Genomic DNA, 14,552 nt, shown 5'->3' on the forward strand with positions numbered 1-14,552 from the left:
AGCATAAATAGGTTTAAGTACGTATATTTTCGATGAAATGCGTGTTATTAAATTTCCGAAGTAAAGAATTAGTACGGAAAACGTCCAATTAAAAAAACCAAGTTACTTTTGTAGCATGATAGAAGATAAGAATCCACAGCGCACGCCCTTAGAACAGTTGGGCGAATTTGGCCTGATAGACCATTTGACAAAAAATTTCAAGATTAAGAAAAGTTCCTCCATAAAGGGTATTGGAGACGATGCTGCAGTTTTGGACTTTAAAGATAAGCAGGTCGTTGTGACCACCGATCTTTTGGTTGAAAATGTGCATTTTGATCTCAGCTATATGCCTTTAAAACATTTGGGCTATAAAGCAGTCGTGGTCAATTTATCTGATGTGTATGCGATGAATGCCACAGCGACACAAATTACAGTGTCAATTGCGGTTTCAAACAGGTTTCCTTTAGAGGCTCTGGAAGCATTGTATGCAGGCATAGAAACCGCAGCGTCCATTTATGATATCGATGTTGTTGGAGGTGACACAACCTCTTCAACCACGGGTTTGCTAATCTCAGTCACCGCGATTGGCGAGGTCGACAAAGACGATGTGGTGTACCGCAATGGTGCCAAACCCAACGATCTTGTGGTGCTTACAGGTGATATTGGCGCAGCCTATATGGGATTGCAAGTTTTGGAACGTGAAAAGGAAGTATTTAAGGTAAACCCTGAGAATCAGCCCGACTTAGATGCCTATACTTACATTATTGAGCGGCAGTTGAAGCCTGAAGCGCGAAAGGATATTGTAGAATTGCTCAAGGATTTAGAAGTGAAACCAACCGCAATGATGGACGTTAGCGACGGCTTGTCCTCGGAAATAATCCATATTTGTAAACAAAGTAAGGTGGGGGTGGAATTGTATGAGAGTAAAATCCCATTGGATCCGGAGGTTATTTCTGTTTGCGAGGAGTTCAAAATAGACAGCACGACGATCGCCTTGAATGGCGGCGAAGATTACGAATTATTGATGACCATTGCTCAAGAAGATTTTGAGAAAATAAAAGGCAATCCCAATTTAACGGTAATTGGTTTTATTACGGAAGAAGCGCGCGGCATGAACCTCATCACTCGTGGCGAACAAGTGATACCCATCATTGCTAAAGGCTGGAACGCTTTAGGCGACCATTAGGAATAAGCTTTTTGATTTTTTTTCGCCTTTGATATAAAGACTTTAAAACTTTATTTGTTTCCTTGCGCTTAGTGGTAAGTGGTATTAGCTTGCCCTTATCGCTGGTCGTGAATTGTTTTTTGCAATGTATGCATTCATATTCTTTGACTATTTTCGTGACATCGGTTTTTACAACAATTTCATGTTGGAAGAGTTTACAAAATAGGTTTTTCAAATCCTTGATTTTTTTTATTATTATAAGTAAAATGCTGGAATGAAAAAAAAAATTTGTGTTAAAGCTATTTTAAAACAACGTTTTACCCCTGTTTTAAATCAGCAAAAGACCTGCGTCGCTTTCTCCTTAAAAGTTTTTCGTCACTAGCACGCAAATGCGTGTAATGGCCAACTCAATTAGATGTGAGCCTAAGATAAAACGAAGTTCCACATTAATAGGATGCGGATATTGGATTCTGATTTTTCATGTGCATCAAGCGTCTCGAGTAAAAGTCTCCCAAGATATCATTGATTTCCTGATATTTTGGCGTGAGCTCTGTGAGTTCTCCATTTCCATTGGTGGTCAATTGATGTTTACAACACTTACACGTGTACTCTTTAACATGTGGCGTCACTTTCTTTGAGAGCACATACTTGTGGCCAAAAAGAGTGCAAACAATTTTAAACGGACTGGAGGCTTGGGTTGATTTTTTCATAATAGTTAGATTTACAGATGACTAACTTATAAAAAATTTATGAACAAAACGCTGACTTGTCATATTATTCGATAACATGTTTTATAATGTAAGTTAATTCTGTAATGCTCTCAAGATGCATCATGTGCCCGCATCCCAATTCTTTCAACACAATATCCGTTTGGCCAATTCTGTTTTTTAAAGGATCTGCTTTGATCACAGCATCTTTAGTGCCCATCAGCATCCATTTTTTTGCCTTGAGATTTTTGAGCACTTCAAGCTTATCCGATCGCAAGCACATGCCTTCTTGCGCAGCTACATAACCCTGCTTCGATGTTTTCAAAGCTTGATTTAATCCCGCTTCGATTTCATTCAGGTATTTTTTCGCACTTTCCGAAGAAAATAAATTCACATAAGACATGCGCACCAATGCTTCATAGTTGCCCTGCGCCAATTCAATAGATCGTTTTCTAATTTGTTTACGCGCTTCATCATCGGCTTCAAAAGTACTGTTCATTAAGCAAAGGCCCTCAATCGCATTGGGCTGCTGTTCAGCCAGTGCCAAGGCCACATAACCACCCATGGAATGTCCAATGACCGAAAACCGGATAACATTTAGCGTTTTCAAAACTGCTGCAACTGTTTCCGCCATCATTCCCATGGGGTGCACATACCCTAAACACCCGGTTTGACCATGCCCCAACAAATCTACAGAAATCAGTCGACGCGTTTTCAGCAATTCTGGCTTCAGACTGTCCCACATTGTAGAATTTTCCAGGAAACCGTGAAGCAGAAGCAGCACTTTGCCTTTACCTTCATCCTTGTAATGCACCTCAATATTCTTATAATTCAAAATCATAGCCTGCAAAGATAGCCTTTGCATACTTTTCAACACTGTCATATCTCCATATCCATCAAGTAATTATTATCTTTGAGCTTCAATTCTGAAACTTCTAAACTCCTAGTCCATGAATATCAAAAATTATCTCGCCCTTCTCCTCCTCGTAACTTGCATTTCCTTAAACGCGCAGATTGAAGAACAAAAACTGGACACACTTATTGAACAAACGCTAAGCACCTTTGAAGTACCGGGTATTTCCGTAGGCATTTTAAAGGATGGCAAGATCGTCTATGCGAAAGGCAAAGGTGTACGGTCCCTAACCTCCAACAAAGACATGAACGCAACTACCTTGGTAGGCATTGCTTCCAACTCTAAGGGTTTTACCTGCGTTGCATTGGCCATGATGGTAGATGAAGGCAAGCTCAACTGGGACGATACCGTACGCAAATACATTCCAGAATTTCAATTGCATGACGCCTGGGTAACCAAGCATTTTACAATACGCGACCTCGTGACGCATCGCAGTGGTTTAGGGCTTGGCGCTGGCGATCTCATGTTCTTCCCTGAAAACAATAGTTTTTCTACGGAAGACATCCTAGCAAACCTCAAATATTTAGAGCCTGAAAGTTCTTTCCGAAGCGCATTTGAATACAATAATAATATGTACATCGTTGCAGGCGAGGTTTTGAAACGGCTTAGCGGACTCTCATGGGAAGAATTCATTGAGACCAGAATCCTTAAACCGGTTGGCATGAGCAGCAGTAAAGCATCCTATAACCGGGTTACCGATAAATCCAATATCATTGAAGCCCATACCATGGCAGATGGCAAAGTAATCCAGATCCCACACGATTGGAGCGATACCGCAAATCCTGCTGGAGGCATCGTTTCCAATATTCCTGATATGCTTACTTGGGCAAAATTCTTGATGGATGGCGCAGTCACTGCGGAAGGCGAGCGATTACTTAGCGAAAAGCAACTCAATGAGCTTTGGCAATTGCAAATGCCCTTAAAGGTAAGTGCGAATGACAGTTATGGTTCCAACTTCAGGGGGTATGGATTGGGCTGGTTCTTGACCGATGTTAAGGGCGGACATAAACAAGTCTATCACACCGGTGGTTTGTTGGGTACCGTGACCCAATTCACAATGATTCCCGACATGAATCTTGCCATTGTGGTACTTACCAATCAAATGAACGGTTCGGCCTTCAATAGTATTACAAACACGATAAAAGACAGTTATTTAGGCTACGACGATAGGAATTGGCTGAAACGACTGGGAGATTCAAACACCAACTTCATAACCTATAATGACAGCATCAAAACCGCAGTCTATGATGAAGTTAAACTTGCCAAAACCAATAAAGCCTTCCCAAAACCCGAACAAATTGTTGGCACTTATACCGACGATTGGTTTGGCGATATTAGGATTTCACATAACGGGAACAGTTACAGCATCTCCAGCAAACGCTCGAAAACCTTGATTGGAGAATTGCTGCCTTATAATTACAGCAGCTTCATTGCCAAATGGAACAACCGCAGCTACGATGCCGATGTATTTGTCAACTTCACTTTTGACGAAACAGGCAAGGCCATTGGCGCAAGAATGAAACCCATCGCCCCAATAACCGATTTCAGCTTCGATTTTGAAGATTTGGAATTCAAAAGGACAAAATGATACGAAAAAATTGAGCTGATTTGCTTTTAGGTTCAAGACAACATATTGAGTGTGACCAACCTATAGTCATATCCACTTGAGCCTCAATCAAAAAAAGTGCGCCAACCGAAATTTCAGTTGGCGCACTTTTTATGAATAACCGCATCTTGAAATGAATTAAAACGGATAATCAAACTTCCGCTTCCAGTTCAATTTCAATTTCAATTTCAATTTCAATTTCTTCAAGAATTCATAAGTTCCTCAATTTCTTCCGCTTCAATAGGGATATCGCCCATCAAATTAAAAGGTTCGCCTTTCTCTTGAATCACTAAGTCATCTTCCAAACGAATGCCAAAACCTTCCGCAGGAATATAAATTCCAGGTTCTACGGTAAAGACGTTGTTGGCTTGCATAGGCTCGGTCAAAATCCCATAATCGTGGGTATCCAAACCAATGTGATGCGAGGTGCCATGCATGAAGTATTTTTTATAGGCTGGCCAATCCTTATCCTCATTTTGCACATCGGCTTTGTCTAGAAGCCCAAGTCCCAATAATTCTGAAGTCATCATTTTACCAACCTCAACGTGGTAGGATTCCCAAAAAGCACCCGGAACCAATAATTTTGTCGCTTCTTTTTTCACACGGTTCACCGCGTTATAAACCTCTTTTTGACGCTTGGTAAATTTGCCTGACACAGGAATCGTTCGCGTCATATCACTGGAATAATTGGCATATTCAGCGCCAGCATCGATTAAAATCAAATCGCCGGCCTTACATTCTTGATTGTTTTCAACATAGTGCAACACGTTGGCATTATTACCCGAAGCCACAATTGGCGTATAGGAGAAGCCTCTGGAGCGGTTATTTAAAAATTCGTGCATAAACTCTGCTTCTATATTGTATTCCCAAACGCCAGGTTTTACAAAATCCAAGACGCGTTTAAAGCCTTTTTCAGTAATGGTACAGGCTTCTTGCATCAGCTTCAATTCGATGGGATCTTTTACTGAACGTAGACGCTGCAAAATTGGGTTGCTCTTTGCCACGGAGTGTGCAGGATATTTTTCCAAAAGTGTTTTGATAAAACGGGCTTCGCGGGTTTCGGTCTCTATGTTAGCTCTGTAATGCTCATTGGTATTTACGTAGACCGTATCACATTGGGTCATGAGTTCAAACAGGACTTTATCCATGTCTTTAAGCCAATACACTGTTTTGATGCCACTAGTCTCAAAAGCGGCTTCCTTGGTTAGCTTCTCGCCTTCCCAAACTGCAATATGATCGTTGGTTTCCTTTAAAAATAGAATTTCACGATGCTTTTCCTTTGGGCAATCGGGAAACAAGACCAATACACTTTCTTCCTGGTCCACGCCACTCAAATAGAAGATGTCGCGGCTTTGCTGAAACGGCATGGTGCTATCGGCACTAATGGGATAAATATCGTTAGAGTTGAATACCGCCAAACTACTGTCTTTCATTTTCGACATGAAGTTTTTACGGTTCTTTATAAACAGGTCTTTGTTGATTTTATGGTATTTCATGGTTTCGATTTTAAGTGTTCTTCAAAAGTACGAATTTCGAAAGGGCTTATCAAGGATTGCTTAAACAAGGTATCCAAACTAATTAAGTTGCAACTTTGATCTTTCAAATTTCAATGATGGTACTATGCATAATTGCTTCGGAAGGATTTGAGCTGCCAAGACACTTTGAAATTGGAAACACAAGACTTGATTTGCATCGGGAGGAAACCTATACCATCAAATCGCAAACCCTCATTTACCTGAAAAATTGAAAACTTTTTATAAACTTCAAATTTGATTTATCGCTATAATGGCTAGAATTTAGTCAAATTTCACTTTTTATTTCTCAAGGATCAAAATCTAATAAAACTGATTTTTTTATAAAAATTGCCAAAACTATTTAAAAGACCTATATTTAGGTTTAATCCTATTTTGAATAACTAAAAATGGTAAATGAAGGCTCAAAACAAAGCCCTGAATAGGCGCTCGGCCTTCTGAAAATGATGCATTAAAGAGAAATCTTTAGATCTCAAAATAAGCTCATAAAAGCTTCGAATAAAATCGTTTTCCGAAAGAGCAATCCCCAAGTTTATAGGCTCCAAGTTTACGTTTGCTGTGTTCAGTTAAAGTCCTACAAATCATCGTTGCATCCACTAATTAAACTTATTCTAAATAAGCAAAATTAAAACGAAAACTTGTAGACCATTGGCTTAGACCCTATCTTTGTGTACCAATATATAACTACATAACAATGAGCGGAATTTTAAATTCTTCAATTGGAAGAAAGTTTGCCATGGCACTTTCGGCACTCTTCCTTATGATTTTCATTTTACAGCATTTTTCCATCAACATTCTGTCTGTCTTCAGCCCAGACACCTTTAACAATGTTTCCCATTTTATGGGGACGTTCTGGTTGGTACAGTTCGTGTTACAACCCATTTTGATCCTCGGTGTTCTTTTTCATTTTATCATGGGCTTTGTGCTAGAGATTAGAAACAATAGAGCACGTCAAAAAAGCTATATCAAAGACAATGGCAACGCAAAGTCCACTTGGATGAGCCGAAATATGATTTGGAGTGGTGGCTTTATATTGATATTCTTGATCATTCACTTCATTGATTTTTGGATCCCAGAAATCAACACCAAATATATTGTTGGGGATGCTTCAGGACTCCAAGACCCAAATAATATCGACAGTGGTTTTAGATACTACGAAGAACTCGTACATAAGTTTGAACCACTTTGGCGAGTAGCGCTTTATTGCGTTGGATTTATATTCTTGGCGCTGCATTTGCTGCACGGGTTTAGTTCTTCCTTTCAATCCATTGGCGCAAATAACAAATACACTAGAGGTCTAAAAGGCTTCGGAAAGGTCTATGCAGTAGGCATCCCGTTAGGATTTATATTTATTGCAGTGTACCATCATTTATCTCACTAAAAACGCATCTAATATGGCTTTAGATTCCAAAATACCAAAAGGCCCGCTTAAAGATAAGTGGACCAAACATAAAAACGACATCAACCTGGTAAACCCAGCCAACAAGCGTAACATTGACGTTATAGTAGTTGGTACTGGCTTGGCAGGTGGATCTGCCGCAGCGACTTTGGCAGAGCTAGGCTATAACGTCAAGGCGTTCTGTTTTCAAGATTCGCCTAGACGCGCGCACTCTATTGCCGCGCAAGGTGGCATTAATGCAGCAAAAAATTATCAAGGCGATGGTGACTCTGTTTACCGCTTGTTTTACGATACTGTAAAGGGTGGTGACTACCGCTCCCGTGAAGCTAATGTCTATCGCTTGGCAGAAGTCTCTGCAAATATCATTGACCAATGCGTGGCGCAAGGTGTGCCATTTGCCAGAGAATATGGTGGCCTTTTAGACAACCGCTCTTTTGGAGGGGTTTTGGTCTCCAGAACGTTTTATGCTGCGGGGCAAACAGGACAACAATTATTACTGGGCGCCTATTCTGCAATGAACCGCCAGATTGGACGGGGTAAGATTACCATGTATAACCGTCATGAAATGTTGGATGTAGTGGTTGTTGATGGAAAAGCAAGAGGTATCATCGCTAGAGACTTAGTGTCTGGCGAGATCGAAAGACATTCAGCACATGCCGTGGTTTTAGGCTCTGGTGGTTACGGAAACGTATTCTTCCTATCCACAAACGCCATGGGCTCAAATGTGACTGCTGCTTGGAAAGCTTACAAACGTGGTGCTTATTTTGCCAATCCTTGTTATACGCAAATACACCCAACCTGTATTCCAGTATCGGGCGATCATCAGTCAAAACTGACCTTGATGTCGGAATCCTTGCGTAATGATGGCCGCATTTGGGTGCCTGAGAGGAAAGAAGATGTAGAGGCTATTAGAAGTCGTAAAATGAAACCTACGGAAATTCCCGAAGAACATAGAGATTATTATTTAGAGCGTCGATATCCAGCTTTCGGCAATTTGGTGCCACGCGATGTCGCTTCCCGAGCTGCCAAAGAGCGTTGTGATGCTGGTTATGGTGTTAACAAAACTGGTGAAGCGGTATATTTGGATTTTGCTTCTTCATTTATGAGATATGGAAAAGAGCAAGCTCACGTCAAAGGTCTTGATGAAAATGATGAGCAATTGGTCAAGAAATTAGGTCAGGAAATTATCAAGGAAAAATACGGAAACCTCTTCCAAATGTACGAGAAGATTGTTGATGAAAACCCTTACGAAACCCCTATGATGATTTACCCAGCGGTACATTACACCATGGGCGGCCTGTGGGTAGATTATAATTTACAGACCACTGTTAAGGGACTTTACTCCATTGGCGAAGCTAACTTCTCAGATCATGGTGCCAATAGATTGGGTGCTTCCGCATTAATGCAAGGCCTAGCAGATGGCTACTTTGTATTGCCTTACACAATAGGTGATTATTTAGCCCATGATATTAGAACTGGGGAAATCCCAACCAACACAAAGGAGTTTGATGAGGCGGAAAAAGTAGTTAAAGACAATATTGAACACTTGATCAACAATAAGGGAACCCACCCCGTAGATTATTTCCACAAGCGTTTAGGAAAAATAATGTGGAACAAATGCGGAATGGCGAGGAATGCTGAAGATTTGAAATCGGCAATCAAAGAAATTTCAGATTTGAGAGCAGAATTCTGGAAAGATGTTCGTGTGCCAGGTACCGCTAACGAATTCAATGAAGAATTGGCAAAAGCTGGTCGTGTAGCAGATTTCCTGGAACTGGGAGAGCTCTTTGCAAAAGATGCTTTAGAAAGGGAAGAATCTGCCGGAGGTCATTTTAGAGAAGAATATCAAACGGCAGAAGGTGAAGCAACCCGACGTGAGGAGTTTCAATTTGTCTCGGCTTGGGAATATAATGGCGAACCAAAGGATTCTATTTTACATAAAGAAAACCTTGAATATGAAGATATTGAGGTAAAAACCCGTTCCTATAAATAAGTTGAACCAACATAATCAAAACCGATGGGTACCAACACGCTCCGATTGAAGCTTAAAAGAATTGATCCTGTTAAATACGCAACCATCGCAGCTATTTTGACTGCCTTGATCATGCTCATTGTATTTGTACCAATGGCGCTCTTATTTTCCCTAATAGGCGCAGGTGCAGCTTCAGAGTCCTTTGGTGCAGGAGCTGCCATCTTTGGAGGCGGTATTTTCATGGTCGTCTTAATCCCAATTATCTATGCCGTGGTTGCCTTTATCGTGACTTTGATTTCCACTGCGCTTTTGAATTTTATTTTAAGAAAAACAGGAGGTTTGGATATTGATTTTGAAAAATCTGGCTTAGACATAACACAAATTGGTCAAAATTGATTGATCACAACAAAAAAAATAAGGTTATGAATTTAACATTAAAAATATGGCGTCAAAAGAACGCCAAAACTAAAGGAAAAATGGTAGACTACCCCATAAAGGATGTGTCTCCAGATATGTCCTTTTTGGAAATGCTTGACGTCTTAAACGGCCAGTTAATCACCAATGGTGACGAACCAGTTTCTTTTGACCACGACTGTCGTGAAGGGATTTGTGGGTCCTGCTCATTGCAAATCAATGGCGAACCTCACGGCCCAGATAGAGGTGTTACCACCTGCCAATTGCACATGAGAATGTTCAATGATGGTGATACTATATTTATAGAGCCTTTTAGAGCAAAAGCGTTTCCTGTAATCAAAGATTTAATTGTAGATCGCAGTGCTTTTGATCGCATCCAGCAGGCTGGTGGGTTTATCTCGGTTAACACTTCAGGAAACACAATTGATGCAAATACCATTCCTATAAATAAGCACGACGCAGATGATGCCTTTAGTGCAGCAACCTGCATTGGTTGTGGTGCTTGTGTGGCAGCCTGTAAAAATGCCAGTGCCATGCTGTTTGTAGGCGCAAAGGTTTCACAATATGCTTTATTACCTCAAGGCGAAATTGAAGCTACAGACCGTGTGCTGAATATGGTCAAGCAAATGGATGTTGAAGGTTTTGGAAATTGCACCAACACCGGAGCTTGTGAGATTGAATGTCCTAAAGGCATTTCGCTTAAAAACATTGCGCGCTTAAACGTAGAATACCTTAAAGCAAGCTTCTAAGTTTCAACAGCTACAAACCATTAACTTAATAATATATTGTTAAACGGAAATTCCCAAGCACTACTGCTTGGGAATTTTTGTTTCTTTACAGTTTTAAGACAAGATGAAAAATCCCAAAACCTATTACCAGCAACAATTAGAGTTCAACACCCAACAAGCCACAGGATTGAAAAAAAGGCTTTTGGGGCTAAGCACTTTAAGACTTATCGTATTTATGGCTACCGCAATAGCTATTTATTTCGCATGGGGCAATTATGTGATCATGGCAGGTATCGCTTTTGTTGGAATCGCACTTTTTATAGTATTGCTAGTCAATTACAACAAATTCAAATCAAAGAAAATATTACACGAAGCCCTGGCAGATATCAATCAAGAGGAATTGCTGATAATCGAATCAAAATTTCACCATCGGAAGGATGGTATGGCCTATCAAGACACCCAGCATTTTTACAGTTGGGATATTGACCTCTTCGGAAGGGGCTCGTTCTTTCAGTACATGAACCGTACTGCCACGGCCGAAGGTGGCTTGCAACTGGCCCAAGCGCTGAAAGCCAATGACATAAAGAGCATCACAGAACGTCAATTAGCCATCACAGAGCTATCTGAAATGGCTGATTGGTCACAGCTGTATGCAGCCACGGCGAGTTTGGTAAAGACCGAAACCTCAGCCAAGGCAATTATGGACTGGCTAAAAAACCATAAGCCATTCATTCCAAAATTCATGCTTTGGTTTCCTCAAGTATTCTCAGTGTTTTCCATTGTACTCTTTGGCTTGTGCGTCGCTGAACTTATCGATTTCAATTATTTTGGCTATTGGTTGTTTGTAGGCTTGCTCATTACGGGTCGGTTTTTAAAAAATATCAATACCTTGGCCAACAATTCAGATAAAACAAAAAACACCTTTAAACAATATGCTTCGCTATTAGACCAAATAGAGCAGAGGTCCTTCAGCTCACAATTATTGCAAGCAAAGCAAGCACAAATCCAGTCACAAGGCAAAAAAGCATCCGCGATTTTCAAAAGCTTCTCAAAAAAATTAGACGCCTTAGATAACCGCAGTAATTTAATTTCCGCACTCTTTGGTAACGGTTATTTATTGCTGGATATAAAGAATGCTTATCAGGTTGAACGCTGGATTGGTAGCTATGCCCAAACTGTAGAGCATTGGTTTGAGGCGGTAGCGTTTTTTGATGCCTACAACAGTTTAGGCACCTACGCCTATAACCATCAGGACCACGTATTCCCAGAACTAATGCACAACAAATCTGCTATAGAAGCTAAAGGTTTGGGGCATCCGCTCTTGAATAAAACGAAACGTGTCACGAGCGATCTCAAAATTGATCAACAGCAATTTTTTATCATTACCGGCGCCAACATGGCTGGTAAAAGCACCTTTTTACGTACCGTGTCACTGCATATCGTTATGGCTAACGTTGGTTTACCTGTTTGTGCAAGTGCCAGTAAATACGCCCCCATAAAGCTCATCACAAGCATGCGCACAAGTGATTCGCTGACCGACGATAGTTCCTATTTTTATTCGGAATTGACGCGCTTAAAATTCATAGTCGACGCTATTGTTGAAGAGCCCTATTTCATAATTTTGGATGAGATTCTCAAGGGCACCAATAGTACGGATAAAGCCATCGGTTCGAAAAAATTTGTGGAAAAACTGGTAGCAGGCAAGGCCACCGGAATAATCGCAACCCACGATTTGAGCTTGTGCAGCATTTCCGAAGCACTTGACGAAGTAGAGAACTATTACTTTGATGCCGAAATTATTGAGGATGAGCTCTACTTTGATTATAAACTCAAAATAGGGGTCTGTAAGAACATGAATGCGAGTTTCTTACTAAGGAAGATGGAAATTGTGGATTAAGCAGTGCACATTAATTGTACTCTAGAACTTACTGCTCCCCATTTTCTCCATGCTGAAGTACATACACTCTTATTAAAACTAGCGCTTCAATCGAAAATCAAGTTATAATACCCAGCCTTTATAGTAAAGGCAATTGTGTCCGATTGCAATTGCCCAATTTGAGCTTAGTAGCTGAAAGCTAAGTCAGCACATTAATTCGCCAAGCTTTCGTAGTAATGACTCATATTCTGAAGCGCACTCTTGTTTGAGGATTAAAGGCGATTCTTTAGATTATAAAAAGAAGATCACTCGTAGCATCTATTCTTCTTTTGAAACCAGAATACCCTTTCAGCAAGACCATTCAGAAATCGATCTATAATTACCACAAGTTCGGTATTAAAAACCCGGCAGCTTCAGAAACGAAAAAACCCTTGCCAGATTGGCAAGGGTTTATAAAAATTGAAAGTTCAATTCATTTAAGCTTCGAAAGGCTCGATAGAAACAAAGGATTTTCCTCCTTTTTTCCTAGCGAATTTCACGAGACCGTCCACTTGTGCATGTAATGTATGGTCTTTACCACCATATACATTTTCGCCTGGATGATGAGTGTTGCCTCTTTGTCTTACGATAATGTTTCCTGCAACAGCAGCTTGACCTCCAAAGATCTTAACACCTAAGCGTTTAGATTCTGATTCTCTACCGTTTTTAGAACTACCTACTCCTTTTTTGTGAGCCATTGTCTTGAGGTTTTATAGAGTTTGCCACGGTGGCAAACCGATTAATAATTTTATTTTTTATCTTTTAGCAATGCTTTTGCTTGTTTTACCCATTCTTCAGATTCAATCTTATCACGGGTAATTCCATCTACTGCAGAGAGTTCTTCTCTATCAGCAGCTTTTAACTTACTGATTTGCTCAAAGGTATAAATCCCCAATTCATTGAGTCTTTCCTCATAAGCTGGACCAATACCATTGATCATTTTCAAATCATCGGCATCTGCTTTCAAAGCTGTACCTACGTTGTGAAGTACTTTATCGATGTTGATCTCGATCTGTGCCTCATCAGCTCGGTGCTCTGCTCGCGTCACTAGATTTTCACTAATATCAGCTTCTTTCTTAGTCTCCTTTTTGGGAGTAGTTTTAGCAGCTGGGCTAGTTGAAGTTTTAGTGTCCTTCACAGGGGCTGCCTGCTCAGTTTTAGCGGGTTTTGCTTTTTCGGTTTTCTCAGCTTTTTTAGCTCCAGAACCTACGATGCTTTCAATCACGATTTCCGATAAGGCTTGTCTGTGACCGTTTTTTACACGGTAACCTTTTCTTCTTTTCTTTTTGAAAACGATTACTTTGTCACCTTTAAGGTGTCTTAAGACTTTAGCACTAATAAGTGCTCCGTCTATAGCTGGGGCGCCTAGAGTAATATTGTCACCATCTCCGATCAAAAGAACACTATCGAAATCAATTTTCGATCCTTCATCTGATCCTAAACGGTTAACAAAAACTTTTTGGTCTTTTTCAACTTTAAATTGTTGCCCTGCTATCTCTACAATTGCGTACATAGCGTAACGTTTTTATTAAAAATTAGAATATTGCGCTCTCTCTCTAGAAAGCGGGTGCAAATATACATTCTAATTAATTAATTTACAAGCGTTTTATTTTTTTTGCTGTTTTTGATAACTTTTTTTGAAAAATTGCATCAACGCCAAGGATAGCACGACGCTCGAGCCCATACCTTCTAAAAAAATAATGAAAACCAAGACCCCAGCACCCGAATCGTAGTTTCTAAGCCAATCTTCTAAGATGGTTTGAGTGAATTCAGGATCGATGTGGAACATGTAAATCGCCATGAAAATCGTAAAAATGATTGTGGCAGTAAAACCAGTTAGGATCCCTATTTTAATCCCGTTTATATACGAGAGACCTTCAGCATCAATTAGCTTGTAGTGCTTAATGGCTAAAGAGATACCTGCCACCATGACTACACCGTTAAGCAATCGTAACCAAGGATTTTCGTGAAGATCAAACAATCTTACAATTAGGAAATAAGCAATTAAGGAAATCGCCATAAATATCCCGTATCTCAGGGCTACTCTAACGGACATCGTCATAAATTGGTGGTTTTTAGTTGTAAATCAATAAAGTTCGGGAAAAAAAGTCTCCATTGTGCGAATTTAAGATAATTTTTACAAATTAAAATCCTTTAAAGGCTGTCTATTTCCCTATTTTTGTGAGAATCAAAAAAATTTAACACCTTTAAACGTATTAACT

14 protein-coding genes are annotated in these 14,552 nt (G+C 40.1%); 8 read left to right on the forward strand and 6 right to left on the reverse strand.

Annotated features, from left to right (window positions below):
• Positions 1–115: 115 nt before the first annotated feature.
• Positions 116–1,165: a thiamine-phosphate kinase gene (thiL, locus tag ESY88_RS07960; protein ID WP_147086128.1), complete on the forward strand. Its 1,050-nt coding sequence runs from the start codon at positions 116–118 to the stop codon at positions 1,163–1,165.
• 425 nt (positions 1,166–1,590) lie between these two features.
• On the opposite strand, the gene ESY88_RS07970 is transcribed toward thiL, so the two are convergent.
• Together ESY88_RS07970 and ESY88_RS07975 are read right to left on the reverse strand one after the other, a co-directional pair.
• Positions 1,591–1,854, reverse strand: coding sequence for a hypothetical protein (locus tag ESY88_RS07970; RefSeq protein ID WP_147086127.1), 264 nt, complete (start codon positions 1,852–1,854; stop codon positions 1,591–1,593).
• A gap of 64 nt (positions 1,855–1,918) precedes the next feature.
• On the reverse strand, positions 1,919–2,716 hold the full coding sequence (locus ESY88_RS07975; RefSeq protein ID WP_223270764.1) for an alpha/beta fold hydrolase: 798 nt from the start codon (positions 2,714–2,716) through the stop codon (positions 1,919–1,921).
• A gap of 85 nt (positions 2,717–2,801) precedes the next feature.
• Between ESY88_RS07975 and ESY88_RS07980 the strand changes: the two genes are divergently transcribed.
• Complete coding sequence (locus ESY88_RS07980) at positions 2,802–4,352, forward strand: serine hydrolase (RefSeq protein WP_147086126.1); 1,551 nt, start codon at positions 2,802–2,804, stop codon at positions 4,350–4,352.
• 221 nt (positions 4,353–4,573) lie between these two features.
• On the opposite strand, the gene ESY88_RS07985 is transcribed toward ESY88_RS07980, so the two are convergent.
• Complete coding sequence (locus tag ESY88_RS07985; RefSeq protein ID WP_147086125.1) at positions 4,574–5,866, reverse strand: aminopeptidase P family protein; 1,293 nt, start codon at positions 5,864–5,866, stop codon at positions 4,574–4,576.
• Positions 5,867–5,982: 116 nt separating this feature from the next.
• Here ESY88_RS07985 and ESY88_RS21685 point away from each other — a divergent pair, with 116 nt between their 5' ends.
• From ESY88_RS21685 to ESY88_RS08010, 6 genes are all read left to right on the forward strand, one after another.
• The gene (locus ESY88_RS21685) at positions 5,983–6,117 is read left to right on the forward strand and encodes a hypothetical protein (protein ID WP_262713201.1); all 135 of its coding nucleotides are present in this window, start codon (positions 5,983–5,985) and stop codon (positions 6,115–6,117) included.
• 479 nt (positions 6,118–6,596) lie between these two features.
• Entirely contained in the window at positions 6,597–7,283 is a 687-nt protein-coding gene (locus tag ESY88_RS07990; protein ID WP_147086124.1) for a succinate dehydrogenase cytochrome b subunit, read from the forward strand.
• Between the two features lie 13 nt (positions 7,284–7,296).
• Positions 7,297–9,294: a fumarate reductase/succinate dehydrogenase flavoprotein subunit gene (locus ESY88_RS07995; protein ID WP_147086123.1), complete on the forward strand. Its 1,998-nt coding sequence runs from the start codon at positions 7,297–7,299 to the stop codon at positions 9,292–9,294.
• Positions 9,295–9,339: 45 nt separating this feature from the next.
• Positions 9,340–9,669 carry a hypothetical protein gene (locus ESY88_RS08000; RefSeq protein ID WP_147086122.1) on the forward strand — a complete coding sequence of 110 codons (330 nt, stop codon included), beginning with the start codon at positions 9,340–9,342 and terminating at the stop codon, positions 9,667–9,669.
• 26 nt (positions 9,670–9,695) lie between these two features.
• A complete protein-coding gene (locus ESY88_RS08005) occupies positions 9,696–10,436 on the forward strand; it encodes a succinate dehydrogenase/fumarate reductase iron-sulfur subunit (protein WP_147086121.1) in 741 nt (246 codons plus the stop codon).
• Between the two features lie 103 nt (positions 10,437–10,539).
• A complete protein-coding gene (locus ESY88_RS08010; RefSeq protein WP_147086120.1) occupies positions 10,540–12,312 on the forward strand; it encodes a MutS-related protein in 1,773 nt (590 codons plus the stop codon).
• A gap of 455 nt (positions 12,313–12,767) precedes the next feature.
• Here ESY88_RS08010 and rpmA read toward each other — a convergent pair whose 3' ends face one another.
• The 3 genes from rpmA to ESY88_RS08025 form a co-directional block, all read right to left on the reverse strand.
• Positions 12,768–13,028, reverse strand: coding sequence for a 50S ribosomal protein L27 (gene rpmA, locus ESY88_RS08015; RefSeq protein WP_147086119.1), 261 nt, complete (start codon positions 13,026–13,028; stop codon positions 12,768–12,770).
• A gap of 50 nt (positions 13,029–13,078) precedes the next feature.
• Positions 13,079–13,843 (reverse strand): 50S ribosomal protein L21, encoded by a 765-nt coding sequence (gene rplU / locus ESY88_RS08020; RefSeq protein WP_147086118.1) that lies wholly within the window; start codon positions 13,841–13,843, stop codon positions 13,079–13,081.
• A gap of 93 nt (positions 13,844–13,936) precedes the next feature.
• A complete protein-coding gene (locus ESY88_RS08025; protein ID WP_223270765.1) occupies positions 13,937–14,392 on the reverse strand; it encodes a DUF4199 domain-containing protein in 456 nt (151 codons plus the stop codon).
• Positions 14,393–14,552 lie beyond the last annotated feature (160 nt).

The sequence above is a fragment of the Subsaximicrobium wynnwilliamsii genome (assembly GCF_007997225.1).
Taxonomy (GTDB): Bacteria; Bacteroidota; Bacteroidia; order Flavobacteriales; family Flavobacteriaceae; genus Psychroserpens; species Psychroserpens wynnwilliamsii.